The organism is Paenibacillus xylanexedens, assembly GCF_007676705.1.
In the GTDB taxonomy this organism is placed as follows: domain Bacteria; phylum Bacillota; class Bacilli; order Paenibacillales; family Paenibacillaceae; genus Paenibacillus; species Paenibacillus xylanexedens_C.
Genome location: NZ_VEBF01000003.1, coordinates 341,172 through 367,792, shown reverse-complemented (window position 1 = coordinate 367,792; position 26,621 = coordinate 341,172). Strand labels below are relative to the sequence as shown.

The following is a 26,621-nucleotide window of genomic DNA, read 5'->3' as shown; positions in this document are numbered from 1 at the left end:
TAACATTTATTTTTCGATTTTGTCTCTTTTACATGATTGAAGGGTAGGGTGAAAGGGTTATAACTTGGTTAGCAACGAACGAACAACGGCGAATACCCTATCCGTTCCGCGGTCCGCTTCGAAAGCAATCAAGGAGGTCGGTTTGTAATGAAGAGAAATCATACCATGATGCAGTTTTTTGAATGGCACCTGGCTGCAGACGGAGATCATTGGAAGCGACTGGCTGAAATGGCCCCGGAATTGAAAGCCAAAGGCATTGATACGGTATGGGTGCCTCCTGTGACCAAAGCCGTATCAGCTGAGGATACAGGTTATGGTGTATATGATCTGTATGATTTGGGTGAATTTGACCAAAAGGGTACCGTGCGTACCAAATATGGCACCAAGCAGGAACTGATAGAGGCTATTGCTGAGTGTCAGAAGAACGGCATTGCCGTCTATGTGGATCTGGTTATGAACCATAAGGCCGGAGCAGATGAGACGGAAGTCTTCAAAGTGATTGAGGTTGATCCGAATGATCGGACGAAGGAAATTTCCAAACCGTTTGAGATTGAGGGCTGGACCAAATTCACATTCCCGGGTCGCGGGGATCAATACTCCTCTTTTAAATGGAACTCCGAACACTTCAATGGCACGGACTTTGATGCCAGGGAAGAACGAACAGGTGTATTCCGCATCGCAGGAGAGAATAAAAAATGGAATGAGAATGTCGATGATGAGTTTGGCAACTATGACTATCTGATGTTCGCCAATATAGATTATAATCACCCGGATGTAAGGCGTGAGATGATCGACTGGGGGAAATGGCTCATTGATACCCTCCAGTGTGGTGGTTTCCGACTTGATGCCATCAAGCATATCAACCATGAATTCATTAAGGAATTCGCAGCAGAGATGATCCGCAAACGCGGTCAGGATTTCTACATCGTAGGTGAGTTCTGGAATTCGAACCTGGATGCATGTCGTGAATTCCTCGATACGGTAGACTATCAGATCGATCTGTTTGATGTGTCTCTTCACTACAAGCTGCATGAAGCTTCACTTGCAGGCAGAGACTTTGATCTCTCCAAAATTTTTGATGACACCTTGGTTCAGACCCATCCTACCCATGCGGTAACTTTTGTAGATAACCACGACTCTCAACCTCATGAAGCATTGGAATCATGGATCGGAGACTGGTTTAAGCCGAGCGCCTATGCCTTGACGTTATTACGTCGAGATGGTTATCCGGTTGTGTTCTACGGTGATTATTATGGCATAGGTGGACCTGAACCTGTGGATGGCAAAAAGGAAATTCTGGACATTCTGCTATCTGCCCGTTGCAACAAGGCGTATGGAGAGCAAGAAGATTACTTCGATCACGCGAATACGATTGGCTGGGTGCGTCGTGGCGTAGAGGAAATCGAAGGCTCCGGTTGTGCGGTAGTTATCTCTAACGGGGATGACGGTGAGAAAAGAATGTTCATCGGTGAGCACCGTGCTGGTGAAGTCTGGGTAGATCTGACCCATAGCTGTGAGGATCAGATTACCATTGAAAAAGACGGCTGGGCTACTTTCCATGTATGCGGTGGAGGCGTCTCGGTATGGGCTCTTCCAGAGCAGAATGAGGACTGTGCTGACGCTGAGTAACAGAATCAATAAATGAGAATAAATGATATTAGAAACAACCATATATAGACCGTTATACCACCTGAACCGATGAGTTTCTGCCGGGCAGGTGGTTTTTGGTTTGTTCTTCATAAGTTTTCCGTTTAACTACTCTAGTTCAAATGATTCCAGCGTGCCAACCATTCGCAGATCATGCTCGCGGTTGAACTGTTCCCGTCTGTCCGCATCGGCGTATTCATCATGATAATGCATTAACACGGTTTTCTGTCTCACTTCGGCAGGCAGTTGTTCCAGATCTTTCAGTGAGGTATGTGACTTGATCACCAGATCATGCATATGACATTCATGGAAAATCAGCTGCACATCAGAGGCGACCTGTTCCACCCGTTCCAGATCAAGCGTACTGTCTGCACTGTAATAGAAATAAGGCTTGGCGAGCAGTCCGTTACTGACCATACCTGGCACGTGTTGTGTCCGAAAGGTCTCAAACGTCACGCCGCCCAGTTGGAATGTGCCTCCATCTGGCAAGGGAACTACATCGTAGTAATCGTCCATGGTACGTTCACCATCGGTTGTGTAGCGCATACCCGGAGATAGAATGTTCCATAGTGGGTCTACCAATTGTTCGTGGATGAACAGACGGGGTTTGCGATCGCCGACAATCTGGGAGTAGTATCCGAGCATCTGTACACCGTTAATATGATCCTCATGCAGGTGGGTAATGAACACGTTGTGGATATCGGTCATTGGAAAACCGTATTCCTTAAGCGCTTTGGCATTCGATTCCGGAAAATCAATGACCAGATGCGTCTCTCCGAATTCAGCCAGCATACTATTGTGGTGCTGCTCCACGCTGAACATGTCTCCTGTGCCGAGAAATGTGATTTTCATTATATTTCATCTCCTTATGTCATCTTCAGATCAGCATTCGTACGTTAAAAACAGTATACCTTGTTTAAGGATGTATGCCTAAATCAACCTTTTTTGATAACGCTATCATTTTATATTGAACTTTGGGGTTAAACAGTGTAGCGTAAAGATGGGAAGTGAACCCATATGAACGTAAACTCACCTAAAGGGAGCGTGCGAGGCGAATGAAATCTTTTTTGGATGAACAATTTTTGCTGCACAATGAAACGGCGATCAAGTTATATGAGGATTATGCCAAAGACATGCCGATTATTGACTATCATTGCCACCTCAGTCCTCAGGAGATCTACGAGAACAAGACCTTCGGCAATCTTACAGAGGCCTGGTTATACGGTGATCACTACAAGTGGCGGCTCATGCGCGCGAACGGAATTGAAGAGCAATATATAACCGGTGGTGAAGGGGTGACGGATTACGATCGTTTCCTGGCTTACGCCAAAACGGTACCCATGATGATTGGTAATCCGCTGTACGCGTGGTCACATCTGGAATTACAACGATACTTCGGCGTGTACGAAGTACTGAATGAGACAAGCGCACCAGCCATTTGGGAGAAAGTAAATGCCAAGCTGACCAGTGACGGATTCGGTGCACGTGATCTGATTACCAAATCCAATGTGACCGTGGTCTGCACAACAGATGATCCAACGGATTCTCTGGAGTATCATCTGAAGATTCAGGAGATCGAAGGTTTCGATACAGCGGTATTGCCTTCTTTCCGCCCGGATAAAGGGTTGGAGTTGAATCGAGATACCTTCACCGAGTGGGTGGGTAAGCTATCACAGGCATCCGGCAAGGCAATTTCCGATTATGAATCGTTCCTTGCTGCGCTAGAGTCCCGAGTGGAATTCTTCCATTCTGTAGGCGGCAGAGTGTCTGACCATGCACTTGATTACGTCCCTTATGGCGTGGCTACACGCGAAGAGGCGGGTGCCATCTTTGCCAAGGCACTTGCGGGTCAGAAGGTAACTCGTGAGGAAGAGGACAAGTACAAGACGGTAACGCTGACGTTCCTTGGCAAACTGTATGCAGATCGGGGCTGGGTGATGCAGTTCCATATCAATGCAGCCCGTAACAACAACACACGGATGTTTGCCAAACTTGGGCCGGATACCGGTTACGATGCGGTCAATGATACGCCACTGTCATCGGCAATGATTGGTTTGCTCGATGCGTTGGAACAGCAGCAAGCACTGCCCAAAACGATTCTGTATTCCCTGAATCCAAGGGACAACGAAGTGCTCGCGGCGATTATCGGCAGCTTCCAGGGCGGAGGCATTCCGGGTAAAATTCAGCTTGGTGCCGCCTGGTGGTTCAATGATACGAAGGATGGCATGTTAGCCCAGATGAAAGCCCTGGCAAATGTCGGTCTGCTCAGCCGCTTTGTCGGCATGTTGACTGATTCACGCAGCTTCCTGTCCTACACGCGGCATGAGTATTTCCGTCGTCTGGTCTGCAATCTCATTGGGGAATGGGCTGAACAGGGCGAAGCACCACAGGATATGGAACTGCTCGGTCAGATCGTTCAAGGCATCGCCTACAATAATGCGAAGGAATATTTCCCGTTTGCCTCAGCGCTCAAAACGGTCTCTGCCTCGCAGTCCTGATGCTTACCCAGCGCACCTAATACTGCATTAAGAGAGTGCCATTTCTAAATATAAAAAACTCCCATTTCATACTCCCGGTCATCTTCAACCGGAGTATAAGATGGGAGTTTTTTATGATTTTAAAACGCAAGTCTTCAAACAATATGGGTTGATTTTAGTGGTTTGACTTTTGTTTCTCACGATAATATACTTAGTATACCTAATTAATTGTACATCTATTTAATTGCAATACTATTTAATAGATGTCCTATGATATTGGATGTCTATGGAATGATAAAGAAACAAGGAGGGACCCATTATGACTGGTATAGATCCAGTCGCTCAGAAGCTTTTATACTCCATCATGCAGTTCAACAAAGGCAAATGGAGGCAACATAAACCTCATGGGCGCAATCACAATGAAATTATGGTGCTGGGTTGTTTGCTCCATGGGATGCATCCGGGAGAACAATTGAACTGGCAGGACAATCCGCCTAATTTCAATGACACCATCCAGTCCAATCATCCCGGGATGAAAGTATCCGAGATTAGTGCTTTGCTACGAGTGAAGTCACCAACCATTACACCGGTTATTCGGGGTCTTGAAGATGAGGGGTTGGTCAAGCGGACAATGGACCCGGAGGATCGACGTGCTGTCCGCATCACGATTACTGAAGCAGGCCGTGAAATCATTCGGGCTGCTCATGAAGAGCGCATGGAGATATTCAACAAACTCGTTAAACACCTGGGAGAAGAAGACAGCACTCAGCTGGCTGAGCTGTTGACGAAGGTATACACCTTTTTCGATACACTGCCCTCCCTGCAAAAGGATGATTCGACACAAGGAGATGATACGCCATGATGAAACTGTTTCGCATGTTGAAGCCTTACAAAGTACCCATTATCTTCATTCTGGGTCTGATCATGTTACAGTCTTTGGCTGAACTGTACCTGCCTACGTTAATGGCGGACATCGTGAATCACGGCATTATTAAAGGAGACATCCCGTACATCTGGCAGATTGGCGGTTGGATGCTGGTCATTGCGATTGCCGGAACAGCGTGTTCGGTGATTGCCAGTTACCTCTCATCCCGCACAGCGGGTGGGTTTGCCAAACAACTGCGTAGCAGAGTATTCCGCCACGTGGAGAACTTTTCGCTGCAGGAGTTCGATAAGATGGGAACAGCTTCACTGATTACACGTACGACGAATGATATTACACAGGTGCAGAACGTACTTACAATGATGCTACGCATGATGATTATGGCTCCGCTCATGTGTATCGGGGGTATCTTCATGGCGGTATCCCAGGATGCCAAATTATCTACCATCTTCCTGGTTGTGCTTCCTGTGTTGGGTGGAGCCATTGCGTTGATTGGGGCCAAAGGTTTACCTTTGTTCAAAACCATTCAGAAAAAACTGGACCGTCTCAACCTGGTTCTTCGTGAACAGTTGACAGGAATTCGCGTGGTTCGTTCATTTAATCGCGGGAAACATGAGCGTGCCCGTTTTAATGGAGCCAATTCAGATCTGAGAGATGTGTCCATTAAAGTAAATGTGCTTATGGCGACTTTGATGCCTGTCATGATGCTTGTGATGAACTTCTCCATGATCGCCATCCTGTACTTTGGAGGACAACGGATCGACAGCGGAAATATGGATATTGGCTCACTGATTGCATTTATTCAGTACGCCATGCAGATTATGTTCTCCCTCATTATGGTTTCCATTATCTTCGTCATGATCCCGAGAGCATCCGCTTCGGCAGAACGGATCAACGAAGTGCTTGATATGCAACCTGATCTTAGCAATCCAGATCAGCCTCATGCCATGAAAGCACTGCAAGGTACGATTGAGTTCGATAATGTGACTTTCCGTTACCCAGGTGCGGAGAATCCTGCATTATCCAACATTTCATTCACAGCTCGCCCAGGGGAGACCACAGCGATTATCGGGGGTACCGGTTCAGGAAAATCCACATTGCTTAGCCTCATTCCGCGTTTCTATGATGTAACGGAGGGCAGTGTGCGAGTAAATGGAACGGATGTGCGTGATCTTCGTCAGGAGGATTTGCGCGGAAAAATTGGTTTTGTACCGCAAAAGGCAGTTCTCTTCACCGGAACGATTAAAGAAAATATCCGTCACGGCAAAGATGATGCCACGATGGAAGAGATTGTTCATGCAGCTCGGACGGCGCAGGCGGAGAATTTTATCTCCGAGATGAAAGACGGATATGACAGCCTCATCTCTCAAGGGGGGAGTAATGTGTCTGGTGGGCAAAAACAGCGTTTGTCCATCGCTCGCGCACTCGTTCGTCGTCCGGAAGTTTATATCTTTGACGACAGCTTCTCGGCCCTTGATTTCAAAACAGATTCACGTCTTCGTGCTGCACTGAAGTCTGAAACGACAGAGGCGGCTGTACTCATCGTGGCTCAGCGCGTAAGCACAGTTATGGATGCAGATCGCATTCTGGTCATGGATGAAGGACGTATTGTCGGTTCAGGAACACATAAAGAGCTGCTGGAGCACAATGAAGTGTATCGCGAGATTGTATCCTCCCAGCTGACTGAGGAGGAGATCGCATGAGTGAACGTACAGAAAAACACAAGGCACCCCGTGCTTCTGGCGGACCGGGACCCGGTCCCGGAATGGGCATGCGACCTCCCGCCGAGAAAGCGAAAGATTTCAAAGGCACACTGCGTCGCTTAATTCAATATCTTCAGCCTCACCGTTATCGACTGTTGGGTGTGCTGATTGCAGCTATTCTAAGTACCGTATTTAGCATCATCAGTCCGAAGGTCATGGCGGAAGGTACAGATATTCTCAGTCAAGGCGCGATTGCCATCCTTCAGGGTGTGCAGGGAGCAGGGATTGATTTTCCGGCATTGATCAAAGTGTTGTACCTGCTTGTTGGGCTCTATCTGTTCAGTGCGGCATTTATGTATCTACAACAATTCCTGATGGCCGGTGTGGCCCAACGGGTTGTATATGACATGCGTGAGCAGATCAGCGAGAAGGTAGGACGGTTGCCACTGAAGTATTTTGACTCCCGCACCCATGGGGAGACTCTCAGCCGTGCCACGAATGACGTGGACAACATTAGTAATACGCTTCAGCAAAGTTTGGCCCAATTCATTACGTCCGTAGTAACCATTGTCGGTGTAATTATCATGATGCTGACGATTAGTCCGTGGATGACCCTGATCACCATTTTGACGCTGCCACTCAGTGTGGTTGTGGTTATGCTGGTTGCATCCCGTTCGCAAAAACACTTTGCGGGTCAACAGAAATCGCTTGGTGAATTGAATGGTCATGTCGAAGAGATGTACACGGGGCATAAGGTCGTCAAAGCATTTGGACGCGAAGAAGAATCGGTACAGCAATTCGAGAAGGTTAATGAGGAGTTGTATGAGTCCGGCTGGAAAGCCCAGTTTATCTCGGGTATCATTATGCCGCTCATGAGCTTTGTTGGTAACCTGGGTTATGTACTGATCTGTGTGGTCGGGGGGATCTTCGTTACACGTGGAGCTATCTCCATCGGGGATATTCTGGCCTTCACACAGTACTCCCGTCAATTCACACAACCGATTAACCAGATCGCGAACATCTCCAATATCATCCAATCGACAATTGCTTCAGCAGAGCGGGTATTCGAGTTGCTGGATGAAGAGGAAGAAGTTCCGGAGTCCAAACAACCCCTGCAATTACAGCAGCCTAAAGGCGCGGTTGCGTTCCAAGGTGTTAATTTTGGATACAAAGAGAATGAGCTGCTCATTCGCAACATGAACATTGATGTGAAACCAGGGCAGACGGTAGCTATTGTTGGACCTACAGGTGCCGGTAAAACAACCCTGATCAACCTATTGATGCGTTTCTACGAAATTCAGGATGGTCAGATTACGATTGATGGTGTCAATATTCAGGATATGGAACGCGGTAAGCTGCGAAGCCTGTTTGGAATGGTGCTTCAGGATACCTGGTTGTTCAACGGAACGATTCGTGACAACATCGCTTATGGACGAGAGGGCGCAACCGAAGAGGACGTCTTCAAGGCAGCTGATGCAGCCCATGCGGACCACTTCATTCGTACACTGCCCGATGGATACGATACGGTGCTGAATGAAGAGGCATCGAACATCTCCCAAGGACAGAAGCAGTTGCTTACGATTGCGAGAGCAATTCTGGCGAACCCGGCCATTCTGATTCTGGATGAAGCGACGAGTAGCGTAGATACACGGACTGAAGTATTTATCCAGAAAGCGATGAATGATCTGATGAAGGATCGCACGAGCTTTGTCATTGCACACCGGTTATCCACCATTCGCGGCGCCGATCTGATCCTGGTGATGGATCATGGTAACGTGATTGAACAAGGCAATCATGAGGAACTGATGGCAAGTCAGGGCTTCTATGCGGATCTGTACAACAGTCAGTTTACGGAGCAACAACCGCAAGCAATTTAAGTATTAGATTGAATTAACAAGAATAGCCGGGAGTACCCTCTAAGGGTTCCCGGCTATTTGTCATTTATTTTGAGCATCGTCGCTATGATATGCAGTATTTAATTACTCCTCATTGGACTCTTTAGCAGATACATCAGCGGCATTATTGGAAAGTGCCTTCACTTCCACCTTAGCATCATCGGTAGCTTCCTCCAGTGCAGATGGAGCAGGCTCACCCGGGATCAACTCGCGCTGCTCAATCATGCGTTTGACGACTTCATAGCAGTCATCGACATGTTTGTTACCTACATAGCGCATGGCTGTGAAGCTGAGTGCGGCAGCCAGCCCTTGTCCTGCAAATGGAACAAATTTGGCGACCGATTTGGTGGCAACGCGTATCCCGACTCTTTTCAGAACCTGTACGACCAACTCCTTGGTTACCATGCGGCCAATGACTTTACTACCGATGGACATCACGAATCCATAGATCATGGATTTGGTCTCAGGGTCCATTCCGTCCAGCTGTTTTTGCGATAATCCGAATTTATTGTTAATGGCAGGCAACAGCTGCATCAGCATCCCCACATCAGCCAGTACGTCTGTACCGGGCAGTGGAACGAGTGTTGTACCTGCGGAAGCAGTAGCTCTTTTGCGAACCATGGTGCGGCATTCCTTGCGAACTTGCTCCAATTGTTCCAACGTTGCCGGAATCATAGGGAATCCCTCCATTCGTATATGGTATAGATATAACCGTTTTGACTCGTTTTGAATGGGTTCTCACCAGCAAAATTTGCGGCCTTATGACATAAGGTGTGGAGAAACCATTTTTCTCATGCATACATTCTGGTTAAACAAGGAAATGAGTTGAACTTATATAGCTATTACGAATGAATGACGATTAGGATGCATATCTGAGTGGGGAACCTATTCTGGATCATGATGAGTACTTGGCGAAAGGCTTGTTTACGGCTTCAACCTTTGTGGGTAAAGGTTAACAAGCATTGGAATGGAGGAAGAGAAGGATGGAGTTTAACAAAGCCTTGTTAATTCATCATCATCATTCGGGCAAGGCCAATCGAGAGAATACCGTTGGTCTTGTAGCTGGTGTGCTGGCTCCCGCTGTCCACGAACTCGTTATTGTGCTTACGGATGAACCGGGTGAAGGGGAGAAGTTGTGCCTTGAACGCGGTGAACAATTCGATGTGGTGTTTATTCTGGGCGGGGATGGTACGGTGCATGAATGCGTGAATGGACTGGCAGATCTGCAACATCCTCCGTTGATTGGCATATTACCTGGAGGCACCTGTAATGACTTTGCGCGTTCGCTCGGTATTTCACCGGATGCAGAGACGGCGGCACAAGAAATACTGGCGGGTCGTGTGGTGTCCATTGATATTGGACGCGCGAATGATCGGGTGTTCACGAACTTTTTTGGCATTGGCTTAATCAGTGATGCATCGCAGAATATTAATGAGAATCTGAAAGGCGCGTTGGGGAAGCTCAGTTACTTCATCAGCACGTTACAGACGATTAGTCATACAGAGCCGTTTCCTTATCAACTGGAGGCGGATGGGAAAGAGATGGAGGGCGAAGCTGTGATGATTTATGCAGCCAATGGCCGTTTCCTGGGAACCAATGCATTACCTTTTGCACCGGATGCGTTGCAGGATGGTGAGCTGGACGTGCTCATTATTCATGAGACAGGCATTCCGCTGCTGCGAGAGATACTATCGCACAAGCCGGAGGGCGATTGGCAACCTCGGAATGGAAGTATTTCCCACTTCAAGGCATCTACGCTCAAATTGAAGACGGATGAACCGATGTCAGCCGATACGGATGGCGAGTTATACATGAAGACACCCGTCGAACTATCGGTGCTGACGGGTCATTTGAAGTTTCTAACCGGGGAAGGGTACTAAATTCCCCGGTTTTTTGGTTTGATTTTGGTAGATCGTAAACTTAATTATTCCCTGCCTGATCATCCATATGACGTTGCCGGAACTCATCTTCCAGTAAGCTCATCTGTATAGAATCATGATATTGGTGATTGTAGTACAAAGCATCGCGCTTCACACCCTCGCGCTGAAATCCGAGTTTCTCATACGTGCGAATGGCTCGCTCGTTGAAGGCGTACACCTCAAGCTCGACTCGATGCAGGTTACAGATGCCGAAGCCGTAGTCCAACATAAGCAGCAATGCTTCGCTGCCGTAGCCTTTGCCTTGATGCTCCGCCTGATCGATGGCAATTCGTATGTGTGCACTGCGATTCTTGGCATGCATGTCCATCAGGACGACATCTCCAATGATCTGATCATTTTCCTGCAAAGCAATAAGTAACATGAGTCTGGAGTCATCCTGAGCGGCGTTTTCAATATAACGTTCAACCTGAGTGCGAGTGAAACTGTTCTGTGTTCCCGTCAGCCTGCGCATCTCGGCGTCAAACAAACCAGGGAAATAAACATCCACATCTGTAATCTCGAAAGGACGCAGGTATATGCGCTGCGTTTCCAGCAGACGGGGGATACGATGGGATGATTTTGGTTGGGGCATATTGTTTCCTCCTATAATTCAAAGCGGGACAGATGGAGATTGCCCTGCCTCTTCAAAAGTGGCGTTACATAATGATGATGACATGAGTATATCTCAATACTGTATACTTCCAAATATACAGTTTTAATTCATTTTACAGGACAGATGAGGTGCAGCAGTGTGATTCAATTGCCAAAGTTGGATGAGAACGATAGTGCGCCAATCTATGTACAGCTCTCGGATCATATCAAAAGGGGAATCATTCACGGGGCATTGGCTGAGCATAGCCGATTGCCTTCGGTCCGAAAGCTTGCTGAGATGCTTGGGGTAAGCACCACTCCTGTGGAGTGGGCCTATCAACAGTTGATCGCCGAAGGATATGTATACAGTCAGCCACGACGCGGCTATCGTGTTCGTGCCTTGGTAGACAGCTATCATGCCATGCAGATCGGGAAGACAGACACACAGACAGCCGGGAAAGCCCCCGAGGCTCGAACGACATGGTTAGATCAGCAGGCCATACGCCCTGCTAGAGAAGTACAATATGATTTTCATATGTCACGCAATGATTTCAGCCTGTTCCCACTTGCCAAGTGGCACCAATATGTTAATCGGGTATGGCGGGAAGAAGCGGAGGAGCTATTGTTCTATGGGGACCCTCAGGGAGAATGGGGGCTACGATGTGAAATTGCTGTCTATCTTGCGCAGTTCAGGGGAGTCAGCTGTTCTCCAGAGCAGATTGTTGTGGGTGCTGAACAGCATCTGCTAATGTCCCTATTAGCACAGACCCTGCTTCACAAGGGAGGATCAATGCATTCCATCGGTGTAGAGAATCCTGGATACCGACTGTTACCTGGCACATTCCGCAATTATGGTTATCAGGTTGTCCCGATCTCTCTGGACCCTGATGGCATAAACTTGACGGAGCTGGAACAGGCCGGGGTGAAATTGGCAGGTGTGTCGCCCTCTCACCAATTTCCACTAGGTATGACCATGCCGATTACCCGCAGATTGGCGTTACTGGATTGGGCGGAACGAACAAAGGCATATATCATCGAGGATGATTACGATGGGGAGTTCCGGTATCATGGAAGACCAATCCCTTCCATGCAGGGGCTGCAAGAAGGAAGCCGCGTGATCTATATGGGTGGGTTCTCGCAGGTCCTCGCACCTGCTCTTTGTATACACTACATGGTACTTCCCAGAGAATTAATGGATGATTTTCGCGAAATGTACAAGTCCATTCTGTTCGAACAATCGGCTACCCGGCTCCATCAGCGAACATTGGAAATGTTCATGCGTGAAGGGGAACTGGGCAAGCATATCCGTAAAATGCGTAATGTCTACAAACGAAAACATGACCTGATCGTTCAGGCCATACAGCTGCATTTCGGGGGTCGGGCTGAAATACAGGGTCAGCACTCGGGATTTCATCTGGTGCTACGGATTGCATCCCAGCAAACAGCTAACGAATTGGTTTCTTTAGCGATGAATGCAGGCATACAGATCAGTTCAACAGAATATTTGTGGGCAAACGGGAGCGGACCAGTAGATGGCAAAAGAGAGTTCATTATCGGTTTTGCCGGAATAGAACCGGAACGCATTGACCCGGGTATTGCCGCATTGGCTAAAATCTGGAGCTAGCATCAGCATTCGTTCCGCCTAACAGCTCCATCCAGAAACAGGGCAACAAGTTCCTGTGCAAGTTCTTCTATGCTGCCGCCATTCATGTTGCGCACATCTTCGCGGTTCGCGAGCATCAGCAGTGAAGTAAACGCATGGGCAAGCAGCATGGGACTTGCGGCCCGGAAATAACCGTTGTCCATCTCCTTCTGAAAATGGGTGGCTAGTACTTCAAATATGCGAACCTCTGCTTCCCGAATCTGAGCGAGTTGCTCCGGATCCAGATGTTTCTCGGCTTCTCGCATCATGGTCTCCGTTTCAATATGGGAGAGCTGCATCTTCGCTTCGGCAACCTTAACCAGACGTTCTTGCAATGGACCGGGTTCATCCAGACGAAGAGAAGTCTGCTGCATGCCCATCGCCATCATGCGGGTAATGGCAACGGTGAACAGCTCGGCTTTGCTGGAGAAGTGATAATAGATCGATGCTTTGGTCACATTACATAACGAAGCGATCTGCTGAAGAGAGACGGGTTCATACCCGTATTCCATAAACAGACGTGATGCGGTCATCAATATGTTGGTTTGGACAGATGCTTGATCCACACCTGCTTTGGGTCTACCCGGTGAACGGGGAATGTTTGTTTTTTTGCTCATAGGTACATACCTCTTTACGTATTTAATTGCTTGTCAGAAGTGTTCACAAAATTAGGCATTGCAAAATTAACCTTCCGGTATATATAATTAACTCGATTATACTATGACCCGTGGTTCATTACTACACCATCATATATATTAGGGCTTCATAGAAACAGAATAGGGAGATGAAGAGACAATGCAGGAAGATTCGGGTTACGGCCGCTGGGTAGCCGGCAAACGAAGCAAATGGATTACGCTGTTGGTATGGATCATTATCGCCGTTGTGCTTGGCATGGTATGGCCTGCTGTAGGTGATCGTGAAACCAATAACGCACAGGATCTGAGTGAATCCAAACCATCGGTTCAGGCAGCTGCACTTGCCGAGAAGGAATTCCCTGGTGGTGAAGGACTGCCCGCACTGATCGTATGGCGTCAAGCCGGCGGTCTTACGGATGAGCAGATTGAGAACATTCAGGCATTAACGGAGCGACTGGATCAAGATCCGGTAGAACAACAGCAGTCCGTTGTGCCACTCTATCAATTGCCACCACAAGCATTGAAAGGCCAGCTTTCGGAAGACGGAAGTACCTTGGTTATGCCACTTTTCTTCAATGAAGGTGCCGATTCGGAACAATTGAAGGAAGCTATTGAAGCTCTTGAGCAAAAAACACAAGACATCTTCGGGGCAAACCCGTTCGATGTAGCCATAGATGATACCAATACACTGATTGCCCGTGTAACAGGGCCTGTAGGAATATCCATTGATGCGAGCGGACTGTTCTCCTCCGCCGATGTATCCTTGCTGATCGCTACGGTTGTACTGGTATTAGTACTGTTGCTGTTGATCTATCGCTCGCCGGTATTGGCAATTATCCCGATTATTGCGGTTGGGTTCGCGTATATGGTGACAAGCCCCATTCTCGGATTCATGGCAGATCAAGGCTGGATCACGGTGGACGCACAGTCGATCTCCATCATGACCGTGTTGTTATTCGGAGCGGGTACGGATTACTGTCTGTTCATGATCTCCAGATACCGCCAAATTCTCTATCATGAGCCGGACAAAAAGAAAGCCATCTTCCAGGCAATTACCGGATCATCTGGTGCCATTGCCATGAGTGGATTCACGGTCGTTGCAGCACTGCTCGTGCTGTTGCTGGCTGAATACGGTGCATATCATCGCTTTGCCGTACCATTCAGTCTGTCCATCTTTATTATGTTTATTGCAAGTCTGACGCTGGTTCCGGCACTCTTGGCGATCTTCGGTCGGGGTTCATTCTACCCATTCGTACCGCGTACACATGAGATGGAAGTGGAACGTGCGAAGAAAAAAGGCAAACCTGCCCCGGCTCCACGCAAAATCAAGGAAAGCTGGATTGGCCGTATTGTAGTAACGAAGCCATGGACCGTTCTTGCAATTACGTTGGTATTGCTGGGTGGACTGGCTGTATTCTCTACTCAGGTTAAATTCACCTATGATCTGTTGTCTTCCTTCCCGGAGGATGTGCCTTCCCGCGAAGGTTTCACGGTCATTGGTGAACAGTTCTCCCAAGGTGAGCTGGCTCCAGTGAAAGTGATCGTTGATGCCGAAGGCAAAGAAACTGATCTGAAGCAGCGTCTCGAATCGCTGGATTACATTAGCAAAGTAGGCGATGTCCAGCAGGGCGCTGAGAATGCCAACATTACCGCCTTTGATGTGGAATTCAATCTGAATCCATATTCCATGGAAGCAATGCAGCATATCCCGGATCTGCGGGCTACTGCCGAACAGGCGCTTCAAGATGCTGGTGTAGCTAATGTGGACAGTCAGGTCTGGATCGATGGTCAGACGGCTGAACAGTATGACATTGAAGTGACAGGAGAACGCGATGCCAAGATCATTATTCCGGTAGTCATCGGCATGATTACATTGTTACTACTGTTGTACTTGCGTTCAATCGTAGCCACTGCGTACTTGATTGCGACAGTCGTTCTATCGTACTTCTCTGCACTGGGTCTGGGTTGGATCATCATTCACTACGGACTTGGCGCGGATGCCATTCAGGGAGCGATTCCGCTGTATTCCTTCGTATTCCTCGTGGCACTGGGTGAAGACTACAACATCTTCATGATCTCTAGCATCTGGCAGAAACGCAAAACGATGCCGCTTCGTCAAGCGATTAAAGAAGGTGTTGGCGAGACAAGTTCGGTTATTACATCTGCAGGTCTGATCTTGGCAGGAACATTTGCGGTACTTGCTACATTGCCAATTCAGGTGTTGGTGCAGTTTGGTATAATCACAGCCGTTGGTGTGATGTTGGATACCTTCCTGGTTCGTCCGTTCATGGTACCGGCTATCACCACATTGCTGGGCAAATGGGCCTTCTGGCCAGGCAAGTATGTGCCGATTGCCGAAAAGAATGAGGAGAAACAGAACCAGTCCATGTAATGCATGGATTGGGTGAGATGGACGGCGGGGCTTCAAGCCTGCTGTCCATTTCTTTATTTTTATAACAATGAGAGTAGAGCTGTGTGTCCTCCTGAGATGGAATGGTGGAACTGTAAAATATCCGCAGGATGAGGCGTGATCCTTGTTTTCTTTGCATGGGGAAGGTTTACGTAGCCAAGGGTTATGGGACATAATAGAGAGAGCGTCGGCTTTGGGCAGACGGATGATCAACATCAATGGGACAACCAGGGGAAGGATGAAAGCAAGCATGACGAACCAACTTAATGTGTATTTTAACCATGACGGCGGCGTGGATGACCTCGTATCGCTGTTCATGCTTCTGCAAATGGACAATGTACATGTAACCGGGGTATCGGTTATTCCGGCAGACGGATATTTGGAGCCAGCAACAGATGCCAGCCGTAAAATTATCGATCGTTTCGGTACATATTCCGTAGAGGTATCCAAATCCAACTCCAGAGGGAAAAATCCATTTCCTGCGGCGTGGAGACTGCATTCCTTCTATGTAGATGCACTTCCTGTACTGAACGAGTCTGGCAAAATGGAAGCACCACTCTCTGCCGTTCCGGCTCATCAGCATCTGATCGAGAAAGTACGCAATACCGAAGGCAAAACGCTGCTTCTGTTCACAGGCCCTCTGACGGACCTTGCGCGTGCACTCGACGAAGCACCAGACATTGAAGAGAAAATCGACAAGCTGGTATGGATGGGTGGCACATTCGAGCGTGGTAACGTAGAAGAGCCAGAGCATGACGGCACAGCTGAATGGAACGTATTCTGGGACCCGGAAGCGGCTTATCGTGTGTGGCAGAGCGGCATCCAGATCGATCTGGTTGCACTGGAAAGCACGAACAAAGTACCTCTGACTCCAGCCGTTCGTAACCGCTGGGCAGCAGAGCGCCGTTTCGAAGGCGTTGATTTCCTGGGGAACTGTTACGCAGGTTGTCCGCCACTGGTGTACAGTGAGACGAATTCCACATACTATCTGTGGGATGTACTGACAACGGCTTCCGTTGGACACGAGGATATCGTGAAGAAGAAAACCGTGAACTGTATTGTCATCCCGGATGGTCCTAGCCAGGGTCGCACGGTGGAGCAAGCAGACGGACGTCCAGTACAACTGGTGTATGATACCGATCCGGAAGCGTTCTTTACGTACATGACGGATTTGGGTAAAAAAGCTGCTCCGCAGCGCTATTAATTCAGGCAGCCTTAGGGCGCCAACATTAAAGGTACAAAAATAAAGCCGCAGGCAGTGGTCTGGATATGGGGTTGAACCCCTTAATCCCGTCCCTGCCTTGCGGCTTTTTTGGTTGTGGGCTGATCTATATAAATGGTACGAATCATTTTACACGAGAATGTAGAGGACAGAAAAAAGCTGGAGAAGCGGAGCGTTCGCCTTTATCCTCAGATTTTCACCATTGTAAAAGTGAATCAAAAAATCTGGGGATAACAGCGATCGGAAGGTTGTTCTGTCATCGAAGTGGCAAGTGTGAATATTCTTTAGTTCAATCTATATAGTAATCTAGCTGCCCGCTATATTTTAAATCGACCAATTAATCCGTTCAGCTCACTGGACAATACACGCAGAGATTCCGCGGATGCACTCATCTCATCCATGGATTGCAGCTGGCTACCGGTAGCGTGCGATACCTTCTGGATGCTCGAAGAGGATTCACGCGAGATATGTTCCATGTCCTCCACAGAAGCGGACACTTCTTCTGCACTGGCAGACAGCTGCTCGGATGCTGCAGATACTTCATGCAGACGTTCATTCATCATTTCAATCCCGGTATGAATGGAGGTGAATGAACGGCCTGCCTCCTGAACGACAGTGAGACCAGACTGTACGGCAGATGTGCTGGCTGACATATGTTCCGACAACAGGGCAGTCTGGCGTGTCATCTCGGTGATCAATTCGGTTACATGCTGGGACGATTGCTCCGATTCCCCTGCAAGCTTGCGAACTTCGGAGGCAACTACAGCAAATCCGCTGCCATACTCTCCTGCACGAGCCGCTTCAATACTTGCATTAAGCGCAAGCAGATTGGTCTGTGAAGCGATACCTTTCATCAGGTGTGCCACCGATTCGATTTTACCCGAGTACTGCTCCAACTGGGAGGTGGAGGCTACCATCTGCACATTTGCCTGATGAATTTTGTCCATACTTTCAATGGCTGTGTTGATGTTGGCTTGACCTTGTACTGCATTATTGGTTGTTTCCTGTGAGACATCCGCGACCATGGAGGAAGAATTCGCAATATGCTGCATGCTGCGTGTAATCTCTTCCATAGCTACCGTAACTTCGCCCGCACGAGCCACCTGTTCAGCAGCGCCACTGGCTGTAAGATTCGTGTGCTCGGCAATCCGTTGACTGGCTTCTGCAGTCGCCTGCGAATGTTTGGATACTCCTTCTGCAGCTTTTAGCAGAGAATCGGAGCTTTGACGGATGCCCGTCATGACATCCCGGGTACCTGTGACCAGATGTTTGAACTCGGAAGCGAGCTGTCCCACCTCGTCCTTGCGGCTAAGTTCAACGTTGACCGTCAGATCACCTTTTCCGACTTGGGCAATCAATTTCTTGAGTTTCACCAATGGACGGGTTAAGTAGTGGGCGAATCCATACACCAACAAGACACTGAGCAGCACAATAGCCAAGGCTGTCCAGATCATGGTCATACGGTTGCGGGACATCAGTTCATAGACCGCAGTGGAGTCCAGATCTGCACCGACCAGGCCCAGCACATTTCCGTCAGCCCCTTGGATCGGCACATACGCTGTAATGGTGGCTCCATATTCATCTTGTGTGAGTTCGCCTCGCATAGGTTCATTCTGTTCAAAAGCCTGAAGCATTCCGTCATAATGCGTCTCTTCTTCGGAGCCGTAAGGGGAGAAGTCATCCTCTGCCACATCGGCAGCAGCCCCATCCACTACATAGAAATATGTATTTGTTCCATTTTCTTCGCGTGTACCGAGTGTGTACAGATACTTGAGTCCATTGGCCTCACGCAGCTGGCTGAGCTGCTCACGCAATGTGCCATAATACGCTGTTTCGTTCTGTCCTGTACTGAGTGGTGCGTACAGAGAGGTGTCAATTAATGCTGCTGCCCGTTCAGCCACAGCCTGTGCCTGCATCCCCATGGATTGCTCGACCAGTTGGGCCGATGAACGGTACATGGTAATGCCCAGAACCGCACCTGCGGCCAGCATCAGACAGGAAAAAAATAAAAAGATTCGCATAAACAAACTATTCATTGGTAAAAGTGCTCCCCCTTGATCTGTTGGATGAATCATCTCGTTTTCTCTTTACTTTGGTGCTGTACGTTCTTCTTTGTTTCGTATGTATATGTATTTCAATGTTCGCATTTCTACTCTTGAAATATCGGCATCCAGGCGATAAAGAATTAGCTCCCGGATCAATTTGATTCGGGAGCTAATTTCGTTTGAAACGATAAGTCGTTACATCGTTCCGCCGCCCTGGCGAACAGAGGCAGGAATCTTTTCAGGTCCCTGATTAATATATTTATTGATAAAAGTACCTACTTTGGCATTGTCGAATTGGTCGAGCTTCATCGTTTTGGTCCATGCGGTCACCACGACTTCACTGCCTTCGGGAATATCCTTGTTGGGTACAGCCAGAATACCTGCTCCGGCTTCGCGGAATTTAGCTAGGTATTTCAGATGTTCCTTCATATCCTCGCTTGCGTTCTCACGATAATAGATGATGATATCCCCGTGCTCCAGATTGTGTACTAGGTAATTGTAGCCCGGGAAGTCGGTGTAAAATCCAAACTTGATATCATGCGGATTATGCGGCCCTGAAGTCGGGATCTTCATCTCATACTGAATAGGGTCCTCCGTATGGTCAGCCCCATAATATTTATCGTCCGTTACGTCGATTGTCGCGTTGGACTCCAGATCGGCTACATTATATGTTTTACCTGCTCCTTGCATGAAGAACAGGCCAAACGTAATAATCGACACAGCCATCATTACATGTGCGGCCAGCCGAAGGGATCGACTTTTTTTCTGGATGTCTGCCCGCTCTTTCTTTTTCATGTGGCCCAGAATTTTGCCCTGTGTGCGTGATGCCCAGATATAGGCGGCGATGGAGAACAGCAACACGATTACACCTACGATGAGCCACAGGTAGGATGTACCTGCCTCGTGCTCCATTTGCATATGATTCATATGAGTCATGTCCATAGAGAGTTCCTCTGCTTTCTTTGTAAAATGAGTGATTAAAACACTACATAATGTAGTGTTAGTGGCAACGGTAAATCCTCTCATTACGTAACGGGAGTTGCTGGTTCCGTGTTTGTTACGTAAATAAGAACATACCTGTTGCACTACACATTATAGTGTATGAAACATACTCGGCGCAACGCTGTCTTAGAAAACCAAAAAAAGGCGTTCCCCGCGTGAGCAGGGAGCGCCTTAAAATAAATCTAAAGAGTCAGTAAAATTTATATTTATTGAAATAACCGTTTACACGAAACGTAGAGGACAGAAAGAACCTGAAGAAGCGGAAGCGTTCGCCTTTATCTCCAGATTTTCACCTTTGTAAAAGTGAATAAAAAATCTGGAGATAACAGCGATCGGAAGGTTGTTCTGTCATCGAAGTAACAAGTGTAAATAAGCTTTATTCCGACTGAACTATTTTACAGACGACCAAACGGTGAAAGCATCATGCCAATCAGTCCAATAATAATCTCACCCAACAATCGATACAGAATAAAGAATACGACCACATTGGCGATCAGCACGCTGTACATGCTGTCGATGGCTGCTTTGGTACGATTCAGTGGATACTGGAACAGCACCGAGTTCAGAGCAACAAAGATAATGATATACGAGACAGCAAGCAATGAGATCGCGATGGAATATGAGATGATTATAAACAGATTCGCCAGAACAAGGGATACGACAGCAGGAACAAGCAATGTACCGAACTGGGCAACCAGTGTTTTGGGACGGAACGTTATTTTTTCAATCTTTAGAATAGCGTACATCAGTGCAATAGAGGCGATCAGGATAATGGCGGTGAACAACAGTGGCCTTAAAAATCCACCAATGAACAAGCCTTCCATGCCTATGCGACTAAAGGTAATTAAGAAGTATGTAGAAGATAAGACTGCAATCAGCGCCATCGTCAGCCATCCGTTAATTGAATGCTGGTCACCAACGGTTTTCATCGTCTGATAAGGACGGGCCAATATGCTGAGAAAATAGGATAGATACTGTTTACTTACTTCTTTGGCTTGCTGAACTTTCTCATTCTGCACGATATTATTCCATTGATTGGAGCTGTTGTCCCCTGCAGAGGCATGGCCATTGGTGTTTGCTGATTCTGTTGAGTGTTGCTTCTGAGTTGAGACGGATGGTGTGTTGGATGGAGCGGGTGCCTGGGAAGATGTGGCCTGCGTACTGGACCAACGGGTGTATTTGGGTTCGGAAGAAGCAGCAGGTTCCGGATTCGGTACAGGAGTGGGCGAAGAGGTTGTTTGCGTTAGATTAGAGCCGCACCTCTCGCAAAAATGGGCATCTCCATTTTCGTGATTACATACTGGGCATTTCATGGTATAAGCCTCCAATTTCTAGAAAATAAAAACATGTAAACATTGTGTCTCATTTTAACGGTTGATGACGAAGTTTGTCTATGTTTCGCAGGAATTAATACCCCTATAGGGAAAGTTGAAACGAAGACTCGAATCCTGTGTATTAAAACGGAGTTTAGAAGTAACAATAGTATAGGACTGACATGCAGGCATATTAATGTAAACTTCACTGTGGTATAAGACGAATTGTTTTCGGCAGTTAATGTCTCATCGTTCGCTTTTATGTGTTATTATCATGTTAACTATATCTTTTGGGTTGCCTATGATCGTATATTTATGTATAATCAATCGTGTTAACACGTCGAATGTACGGTAGTAAGAGATGTGGGTGAGTTCATGGAACTACTGGACAGCAATGAAAGCAAGAAGAAGATGTGCCAGTATTATAACGAAATTTCGAAGGAACTGTTCGGATTTGGTACCACTCTCCTGAGAGTGACCATTGACCAGAATATTGTTACCTTCTACGCGAAGCACCGACGTTCACCGCGCTCTGACGCCCTGGAAGGGGAGGCCCCCGGCTTAAAGCTGGAAGTGGACTTCCGCATGTCTGTCTTATATAAGAAGAAATTCCGGGAGAAGCTCGAGCAACACATGGGTTTGCCAATTGAAGCTATATTGCGGGATTATGATGCGTCCACTCAGTGGGCGATCACGAATGTGATTCTGGAACAGGCCTAGGATGGATCGGCAGGATTGATTCTTGTTGATGCATACGGGGGTTGTTGACCGGATTCATGATCAGGTTCCGTACAATTTCATATGATGGCGTCTGTCTTTGGATTGATTCTGAAGCAGAAACCGATGATGTACCGGCAGCGGGTGTCGCTTTCCTTTGTTTACGAAGAAAAGTGTTCTTGTTTATACAAGAGCGCTTTTCTTTTTGTTTTTTAAGTCGAACTATACACACTCAACTAACGTAATTTACACGGGCACTCGATGACAGAACAACCTTCCGATCGCTGTTATCCCCAGATTTTTTGATCCTTTAAAAGGTGAAATCCGGTGATAAAGGCGCACGCTTCGCTTCTTCAGGTTATTTCTGTCCTCTCCGTTATGTGTAAATGCTTAGCAGAGCATGTAAGCTAGTTCAACTTAATGGTTGCGTTGTTAAATCACACATATCAGGGGGAATAAGGATCATGATGAAAAAGTGGATTAGCGGTTTGGCAGCAGTGGCAATGACATCGGTATTACTTGCAGGTTGTGGCAGCAGTGCGGAGGATGCAACAGGCGGATCAGGCAGTGGGGGAACAGCAGCTAACAAATTGGTTATCTCCACTTGGGGCTTCTCGGAAGATTTCTTCAATGAATCAGTATTTGGTCCCTTTGAAAAAGAACATAATGTAGACATCGTGCTCGAAGTCGGCAATAACGCTGAACGTCTGAACAAAATTCGTCAAGGTACATCAAATGTCGATGTCATCTACCTGTCTGACTACTATGCGCAACAAGGTATCGATGAAGGTTTGTTTGAGAAAATCGATCGTTCCAAAATTCCAAATGTAAATGACATTTATGATATAGCCAAAGCACCACTTGGTGAAGATTATGGCCCGGCCTACACGGTTGGACAGCTCGGAATCGCTTATAACCCCGACCTCGTTTCCAAAGAAGTGACTTCATGGAGTGACCTGTGGGACCCGGCGTTCGAGGGTAACCTGACCATCCCGAATATTACGGCAACGGCAGGCCCAATGGTTGTGGATGCAGCTTCCCGTGTAGCCGGAAACGATACGTTTAATGAAGATGCGGCATTTGCTGAACTGAAAAAACTAAGCGGCAATGTGGTGAAATTCTACAGCCAAACATCCGAATTCGTGAACATGTTCTCCCAAGAAGAGATTGCTGGCGGACCGATCATGGAAATGTATTTCAAAGATCTGAAAGCAGCCGTGCCTAATGCGAAGTTTGTTACACCTAGCGAAGGTGCATATGCCGTAATGAACACAATCAATGTCGTGAAGGGTAGCAAAAACAAAGAGCTGGCTGAAGAGTTCATCAACTGGCAGCTCAGCCAAGATGTACAAGCGAAATCTGCTAAAGCCAAAGTCGATTCCCCGGTAAACACGAAGGTTGAACTGACTGCTGAAGAAGCAGAAGGTGTAACATACGGCGCTGAAGTCGTTGAGAAGCTGAACAAGCTGGATATGGAATTCGTGAATCAACAGGTTAAAGGCTGGACTGATCGCTGGAACCGTGAAATTGCACAATAAAAACAAGTAACCGACTAAATAGTTATCTTTGATCTATATGTTCAACTTATATCATTTGCAGCAAGCAACCATATCACCGCATAGGAGTTGAGAACGGATGAGTGAAGCGCAAAATCGCATCATTCTGGACGTGGACACGGGGATTGACGATGCACTGGCGATTTTGCTGGCCGTCAAAAGCCGGAAGTTAGACATTCTCGGCATCACCACAGTCTGTGGGAACGTATCACTTCAGCAGGCAACAGAGAATACGTGCAAAATTCTTGAACTCGCGGGTGCACCGACTATCCCAGTCATTGCTGGAGCAGTTGGACCCCTCACTCGAAAGTCGCATTATGAACATCGGGTACATGGACAGGATGGATTGGGCGGTGCGCTGCCTGATCCGGCCGTGTCTAAGAAAGCCGAGGAAGGCTTTGCGCCAGACTTTATCGTGGAACAAGCCAAGCGATATCCGGGCGAACTGACATTAATCATGACCGCACCTTTAACGAACTTGGCACTCGCGCTGATGAAGTGTCCTGAACTGCCTTCTTTATTGAAGGAAGTCATCTTCATGGGTGGTGTTGTTCGCGGACATGGCAATATTACACCGACCGCCGAGTACAACACCTACGCTGATCCGGAAGCAGCTCGCATCGTACTGCACGCAGGCATCGAGAAGCTTACTCAAGTCGGACTGGATGTGACACGTCAAACATTGCTGAATGAAGCAACGATTGAGCGCCTCACAGATCCTGTAATACGTGCATACGTCGCTCAAAGCACAGAGATTTATATCAACCGATATGAACAAATGAACGGCGTCCGCGCTTGCGCGTTACATGATCCACTAGCCGTAGGCGTAGCCCTTGCCCCAGAACTGGTAGGACGCAAATCGTATTACGTCGATGTCGAAACCGCCAGCCGCCTGTGCGATGGCCAGATGGTATGCGACTTCCAAAATCGGTTGGGTGAGCAACCCAACACGCTCGTCTGCGAAACCGTAGATGCGGAAAGCTTCCTTGAACTGTTTATCAACGCGTTAAACGCGTAGCTGTGATCTTCACGGCATTGGGGTTCAGTCTAAAAATCATTCTTACGTAATTCGCTGGTAGTGGAGGGGACGAAATCGATTCTGAAGAAGCGAAGCGTTCGCCTAAAAGCTTTCTGAAAGAAAGCTGCTTCGGAAGCATACACTATCCTTGGATTTTTCCTTCTATTAAGAAGGAGATCAAGAAAATCCAAGGATAACAGCGATCGTAAGAACGATTCGTAACCGGAACGGCTGGTGCGATGAGTGAACGTTTATTTTTGAAATGTGCGCCAGTGAAACGTGTGAATAAAACCATTTTAAAAGTCAGGAGTATCGCGATGAAGAAATCAGTAATCTACTGGCTATTGCTGCCGGGATTCGTGTTTTTGGCGGCATTTATGATCATTCCGATTGTCCTGACGATCGGGTCGACGTTTTTCCAAGAAAACTCCTTCACGTTTGAAGGATACATGCATTTTTTCAGAGACCCATACTTTTTGAAAATATTGCTTACGACGCTGCAAGTTAGCGTGGTCACCACCATCGTCTGTGTGGTGCTCGGATTCCCGACAGCTTATTATATCTCGCAGAAAGCGCCGCGCCGCAAAGGCATTTTGCTGGCACTGGCAATCTTCCCGCTGCTCACGAGCCCAGTCGTGCGCTCGTTCAGCTGGCTGATTATCCTTGGACGCAAAGGGCTGATTAATAACACCCTTGTTGGCCTGGGCATCGTGGACAAGCCGCTGGATATTCTGTACACACCGGCAGCGATGATGATCGGTTTGACGCACCTGTTCCTGCCACTGATGATTATCTCTCTGGTGGGTGTGCTTGAGAACATTGACGGTGACCTGCTCAAGGCAGCACAAAGTCTGGGCGCATCACGCATTACGGCATTCCGCCGGGTTGTGTTCCCACTGGCTGTGCCAGGACTTGTGATCGGAGCCGTGCTTGTCTTTGTCGGAAGCCTCACGGCTTATACCACACCTGCTCTCCTTGGAGGAAAACAGCGTGTAATTGCTACGTTCCTGTATCAGAACGCCATGACCCTCAACGACTGGTATCTGGCCTCGGTTGTTGCCGCGATTATGATTGTGATTACATTTGTCGTGGTCGGTGTCATGAACAAAATGGCCAAAACTTTAAATCCGAAGGGGTAGACACATATGCGGGAGAAACATATCGGGCTGGGCCTGTTCAGTCTGCTGGTCTTTATCTTTCTGCTGGGCCCGCTTCTGATCATATCGGTCACTTCGTTTGAACCGGGAACGGTACTCAAATTTCCGCCGGAAGGGTTCTCCTTCCGCTGGTACGAGAATATTTTCAACACAGGCGGATTCCTCCGCACATTCCAGACGTCCATCATCATTTCCCTGCTGGGGAACCTGTTGGCGCTGGTGCTCGGAGTTCCGGCTGCGTATGCACTCAGTCGTTACGATTTCAAAGGCAAGTCTGTGCTGAACGCACTGTTCCTGTCCCCGGTACTGATCCCGGGAATCGTGCTCGGTTTTACATTGATGAAATACCTGATCGTAATCTACCATCTGCCGATGTATCTCGGGTTGTTGATCGGTCATACGATTATCATGCTTCCATTTATCATTCGGGTTATTGCATCGAGTCTGTCTAGCTTTGACTTTGCAGTGGAAGAAGCGGCGCTGAGTCTCGGCGCGGGACGCGTAAGAACGTTCTTCACGATCGTACTACCTAACATCCGTTCCGGTATTCTGGCGGCGGTGCTGATTGCCTTCCTGGAGTCCTTCAACAACGTGGACATCTCGGTGTTCATGACCGGACCAGGGGTAAGCACATTACCGATTCAGATGCTGACATATGTCGAGAATTATTTTGACCCAACGATTGCAGCGATTTCCGTGCTGTTGATGGTACTCACCGGACTCTTAATGTTCGTGATCGAACGGATCATGGGCGGATTTTCATACTTTACTAAACGTTAATTGGAGGCG

21 protein-coding genes are annotated in these 26,621 nt (G+C 47.8%); 14 read left to right on the top strand and 7 right to left on the bottom strand.

Annotation, left to right across the window (positions count from 1 at the left end):
• Window positions 1–147: 147 nt before the first annotated feature.
• Entirely contained in the window at window positions 148–1,629 is a 1,482-nt protein-coding gene (locus FS628_RS19500) for an alpha-amylase (protein WP_145324717.1), read from the top strand.
• Window positions 1,630–1,755: 126 nt separating this feature from the next.
• Here the strand turns inward: FS628_RS19500 and FS628_RS19495 are convergent, their stop codons facing one another.
• The gene (locus FS628_RS19495; protein WP_145324716.1) at window positions 1,756–2,499 is read right to left on the bottom strand and encodes an MBL fold metallo-hydrolase; all 744 of its coding nucleotides are present in this window, start codon (window positions 2,497–2,499) and stop codon (window positions 1,756–1,758) included.
• A 203-nt stretch (window positions 2,500–2,702) separates the two neighbouring features.
• Here FS628_RS19495 and uxaC point away from each other — a divergent pair, with 203 nt between their 5' ends.
• The 4 genes from uxaC to FS628_RS19475 all read left to right on the top strand — a co-directional run bounded on the left by uxaC (window position 2,703) and on the right by FS628_RS19475 (window position 8,587).
• Window positions 2,703–4,145, top strand: a complete 1,443-nt coding sequence (gene uxaC, locus FS628_RS19490) for a glucuronate isomerase (protein ID WP_145324715.1) — start codon at window positions 2,703–2,705, stop codon at window positions 4,143–4,145.
• A gap of 298 nt (window positions 4,146–4,443) precedes the next feature.
• Window positions 4,444–4,986, top strand: coding sequence for a MarR family winged helix-turn-helix transcriptional regulator (locus FS628_RS19485; RefSeq protein ID WP_145324714.1), 543 nt, complete (start codon window positions 4,444–4,446; stop codon window positions 4,984–4,986).
• The gene (locus FS628_RS19480) at window positions 4,983–6,710 is read left to right on the top strand and encodes an ABC transporter ATP-binding protein (RefSeq protein ID WP_145324713.1); all 1,728 of its coding nucleotides are present in this window, start codon (window positions 4,983–4,985) and stop codon (window positions 6,708–6,710) included. Before FS628_RS19485 ends, FS628_RS19480 begins: the two co-directional genes overlap by 4 nt.
• The gene (locus FS628_RS19475; protein WP_145324711.1) at window positions 6,707–8,587 is read left to right on the top strand and encodes an ABC transporter ATP-binding protein; all 1,881 of its coding nucleotides are present in this window, start codon (window positions 6,707–6,709) and stop codon (window positions 8,585–8,587) included. The genes FS628_RS19480 and FS628_RS19475 overlap by 4 nt, the downstream gene beginning before the upstream one ends.
• A gap of 102 nt (window positions 8,588–8,689) precedes the next feature.
• On the opposite strand, the gene FS628_RS19470 is transcribed toward FS628_RS19475, so the two are convergent.
• Window positions 8,690–9,280, bottom strand: coding sequence for a hypothetical protein (locus FS628_RS19470; RefSeq protein WP_145324709.1), 591 nt, complete (start codon window positions 9,278–9,280; stop codon window positions 8,690–8,692).
• 308 nt (window positions 9,281–9,588) lie between these two features.
• On the opposite strand from FS628_RS19470, the gene FS628_RS19465 reads away from it, so the two are divergent.
• Window positions 9,589–10,485, top strand: a complete 897-nt coding sequence (locus FS628_RS19465) for a diacylglycerol/lipid kinase family protein (RefSeq protein ID WP_145324707.1) — start codon at window positions 9,589–9,591, stop codon at window positions 10,483–10,485.
• A gap of 40 nt (window positions 10,486–10,525) precedes the next feature.
• Here the strand turns inward: FS628_RS19465 and FS628_RS19460 are convergent, their stop codons facing one another.
• Window positions 10,526–11,116: a GNAT family N-acetyltransferase gene (locus tag FS628_RS19460; protein ID WP_145324705.1), complete on the bottom strand. Its 591-nt coding sequence runs from the start codon at window positions 11,114–11,116 to the stop codon at window positions 10,526–10,528.
• A 159-nt stretch (window positions 11,117–11,275) separates the two neighbouring features.
• Here FS628_RS19460 and pdxR point away from each other — a divergent pair, with 159 nt between their 5' ends.
• Window positions 11,276–12,739: a MocR-like pyridoxine biosynthesis transcription factor PdxR gene (pdxR, locus tag FS628_RS19455; RefSeq protein ID WP_145324703.1), complete on the top strand. Its 1,464-nt coding sequence runs from the start codon at window positions 11,276–11,278 to the stop codon at window positions 12,737–12,739.
• 2 nt (window positions 12,740–12,741) lie between these two features.
• On the opposite strand, the gene FS628_RS19450 is transcribed toward pdxR, so the two are convergent.
• The gene (locus FS628_RS19450) at window positions 12,742–13,374 is read right to left on the bottom strand and encodes a TetR/AcrR family transcriptional regulator (RefSeq protein WP_145324701.1); all 633 of its coding nucleotides are present in this window, start codon (window positions 13,372–13,374) and stop codon (window positions 12,742–12,744) included.
• Between the two features lie 178 nt (window positions 13,375–13,552).
• Between FS628_RS19450 and FS628_RS19445 the strand changes: the two genes are divergently transcribed.
• Together FS628_RS19445 and FS628_RS19440 are read left to right on the top strand one after the other, a co-directional pair.
• The gene (locus FS628_RS19445; protein ID WP_145324699.1) at window positions 13,553–15,784 is read left to right on the top strand and encodes an MMPL family transporter; all 2,232 of its coding nucleotides are present in this window, start codon (window positions 13,553–13,555) and stop codon (window positions 15,782–15,784) included.
• A 268-nt stretch (window positions 15,785–16,052) separates the two neighbouring features.
• Window positions 16,053–17,006: a nucleoside hydrolase gene (locus FS628_RS19440; protein ID WP_145324697.1), complete on the top strand. Its 954-nt coding sequence runs from the start codon at window positions 16,053–16,055 to the stop codon at window positions 17,004–17,006.
• 335 nt (window positions 17,007–17,341) lie between these two features.
• Here the strand turns inward: FS628_RS19440 and FS628_RS19435 are convergent, their stop codons facing one another.
• From FS628_RS19435 to FS628_RS19425, 3 genes are all read right to left on the bottom strand, one after another.
• A complete protein-coding gene (locus FS628_RS19435; RefSeq protein ID WP_145324695.1) occupies window positions 17,342–19,060 on the bottom strand; it encodes a methyl-accepting chemotaxis protein in 1,719 nt (572 codons plus the stop codon).
• Window positions 19,061–19,264: 204 nt separating this feature from the next.
• Entirely contained in the window at window positions 19,265–19,996 is a 732-nt protein-coding gene (locus tag FS628_RS19430) for a DUF3105 domain-containing protein (RefSeq protein ID WP_222125263.1), read from the bottom strand.
• A 470-nt stretch (window positions 19,997–20,466) separates the two neighbouring features.
• A complete protein-coding gene (locus FS628_RS19425; RefSeq protein WP_145324691.1) occupies window positions 20,467–21,384 on the bottom strand; it encodes a hypothetical protein in 918 nt (305 codons plus the stop codon).
• A gap of 375 nt (window positions 21,385–21,759) precedes the next feature.
• Here FS628_RS19425 and FS628_RS19420 point away from each other — a divergent pair, with 375 nt between their 5' ends.
• From FS628_RS19420 to FS628_RS19400, 5 genes are all read left to right on the top strand, one after another.
• On the top strand, window positions 21,760–22,104 hold the full coding sequence (locus FS628_RS19420; RefSeq protein ID WP_017691786.1) for a Na-translocating system protein MpsC family protein: 345 nt from the start codon (window positions 21,760–21,762) through the stop codon (window positions 22,102–22,104).
• A 464-nt stretch (window positions 22,105–22,568) separates the two neighbouring features.
• Window positions 22,569–23,639 (top strand): ABC transporter substrate-binding protein, encoded by a 1,071-nt coding sequence (locus tag FS628_RS19415; RefSeq protein WP_145325005.1) that lies wholly within the window; start codon window positions 22,569–22,571, stop codon window positions 23,637–23,639.
• A gap of 97 nt (window positions 23,640–23,736) precedes the next feature.
• Window positions 23,737–24,675 (top strand): nucleoside hydrolase, encoded by a 939-nt coding sequence (locus FS628_RS19410; protein ID WP_145324689.1) that lies wholly within the window; start codon window positions 23,737–23,739, stop codon window positions 24,673–24,675.
• 317 nt (window positions 24,676–24,992) lie between these two features.
• Window positions 24,993–25,814 (top strand): ABC transporter permease, encoded by an 822-nt coding sequence (locus FS628_RS19405; RefSeq protein WP_145324687.1) that lies wholly within the window; start codon window positions 24,993–24,995, stop codon window positions 25,812–25,814.
• Window positions 25,815–25,820: 6 nt separating this feature from the next.
• The gene (locus tag FS628_RS19400) at window positions 25,821–26,612 is read left to right on the top strand and encodes an ABC transporter permease (protein ID WP_145324685.1); all 792 of its coding nucleotides are present in this window, start codon (window positions 25,821–25,823) and stop codon (window positions 26,610–26,612) included.
• Window positions 26,613–26,621: the final 9 nt, after the last annotated feature.

What these genes read in the sequence shown, in the direction of transcription:
- FS628_RS19500 (WP_145324717.1), top strand. Translation starts at nt 148, where the DNA reads ATGAAGAGAAATCATACCATGATGCAGTTTTTTGAATGGCACCTGGCT.
- FS628_RS19495 (WP_145324716.1), bottom strand. Translation starts at nt 2,499, where the DNA reads ATGAAAATCACATTTCTCGGCACAGGAGACATGTTCAGCGTGGAGCAG.
- uxaC (WP_145324715.1), top strand. Translation starts at nt 2,703, where the DNA reads ATGAAATCTTTTTTGGATGAACAATTTTTGCTGCACAATGAAACGGCG.
- FS628_RS19485 (WP_145324714.1), top strand. Translation starts at nt 4,444, where the DNA reads ATGACTGGTATAGATCCAGTCGCTCAGAAGCTTTTATACTCCATCATG.
- FS628_RS19480 (WP_145324713.1), top strand. Translation starts at nt 4,983, where the DNA reads ATGATGAAACTGTTTCGCATGTTGAAGCCTTACAAAGTACCCATTATC.
- FS628_RS19475 (WP_145324711.1), top strand. Translation starts at nt 6,707, where the DNA reads ATGAGTGAACGTACAGAAAAACACAAGGCACCCCGTGCTTCTGGCGGA.
- FS628_RS19470 (WP_145324709.1), bottom strand. Translation starts at nt 9,280, where the DNA reads ATGATTCCGGCAACGTTGGAACAATTGGAGCAAGTTCGCAAGGAATGC.
- FS628_RS19465 (WP_145324707.1), top strand. Translation starts at nt 9,589, where the DNA reads ATGGAGTTTAACAAAGCCTTGTTAATTCATCATCATCATTCGGGCAAG.
- FS628_RS19460 (WP_145324705.1), bottom strand. Translation starts at nt 11,116, where the DNA reads ATGCCCCAACCAAAATCATCCCATCGTATCCCCCGTCTGCTGGAAACG.
- FS628_RS19450 (WP_145324701.1), bottom strand. Translation starts at nt 13,374, where the DNA reads ATGAGCAAAAAAACAAACATTCCCCGTTCACCGGGTAGACCCAAAGCA.
- FS628_RS19445 (WP_145324699.1), top strand. Translation starts at nt 13,553, where the DNA reads ATGCAGGAAGATTCGGGTTACGGCCGCTGGGTAGCCGGCAAACGAAGC.
- FS628_RS19440 (WP_145324697.1), top strand. Translation starts at nt 16,053, where the DNA reads ATGACGAACCAACTTAATGTGTATTTTAACCATGACGGCGGCGTGGAT.
- FS628_RS19435 (WP_145324695.1), bottom strand. Translation starts at nt 19,060, where the DNA reads ATGAATAGTTTGTTTATGCGAATCTTTTTATTTTTTTCCTGTCTGATG.
- FS628_RS19430 (WP_222125263.1), bottom strand. Translation starts at nt 19,996, where the DNA reads ATGAATCATATGCAAATGGAGCACGAGGCAGGTACATCCTACCTGTGG.
- FS628_RS19425 (WP_145324691.1), bottom strand. Translation starts at nt 21,384, where the DNA reads ATGAAATGCCCAGTATGTAATCACGAAAATGGAGATGCCCATTTTTGC.
- FS628_RS19420 (WP_017691786.1), top strand. Translation starts at nt 21,760, where the DNA reads ATGGAACTACTGGACAGCAATGAAAGCAAGAAGAAGATGTGCCAGTAT.
- FS628_RS19415 (WP_145325005.1), top strand. Translation starts at nt 22,569, where the DNA reads ATGAAAAAGTGGATTAGCGGTTTGGCAGCAGTGGCAATGACATCGGTA.
- FS628_RS19410 (WP_145324689.1), top strand. Translation starts at nt 23,737, where the DNA reads ATGAGTGAAGCGCAAAATCGCATCATTCTGGACGTGGACACGGGGATT.
- FS628_RS19405 (WP_145324687.1), top strand. Translation starts at nt 24,993, where the DNA reads ATGAAGAAATCAGTAATCTACTGGCTATTGCTGCCGGGATTCGTGTTT.
- FS628_RS19400 (WP_145324685.1), top strand. Translation starts at nt 25,821, where the DNA reads ATGCGGGAGAAACATATCGGGCTGGGCCTGTTCAGTCTGCTGGTCTTT.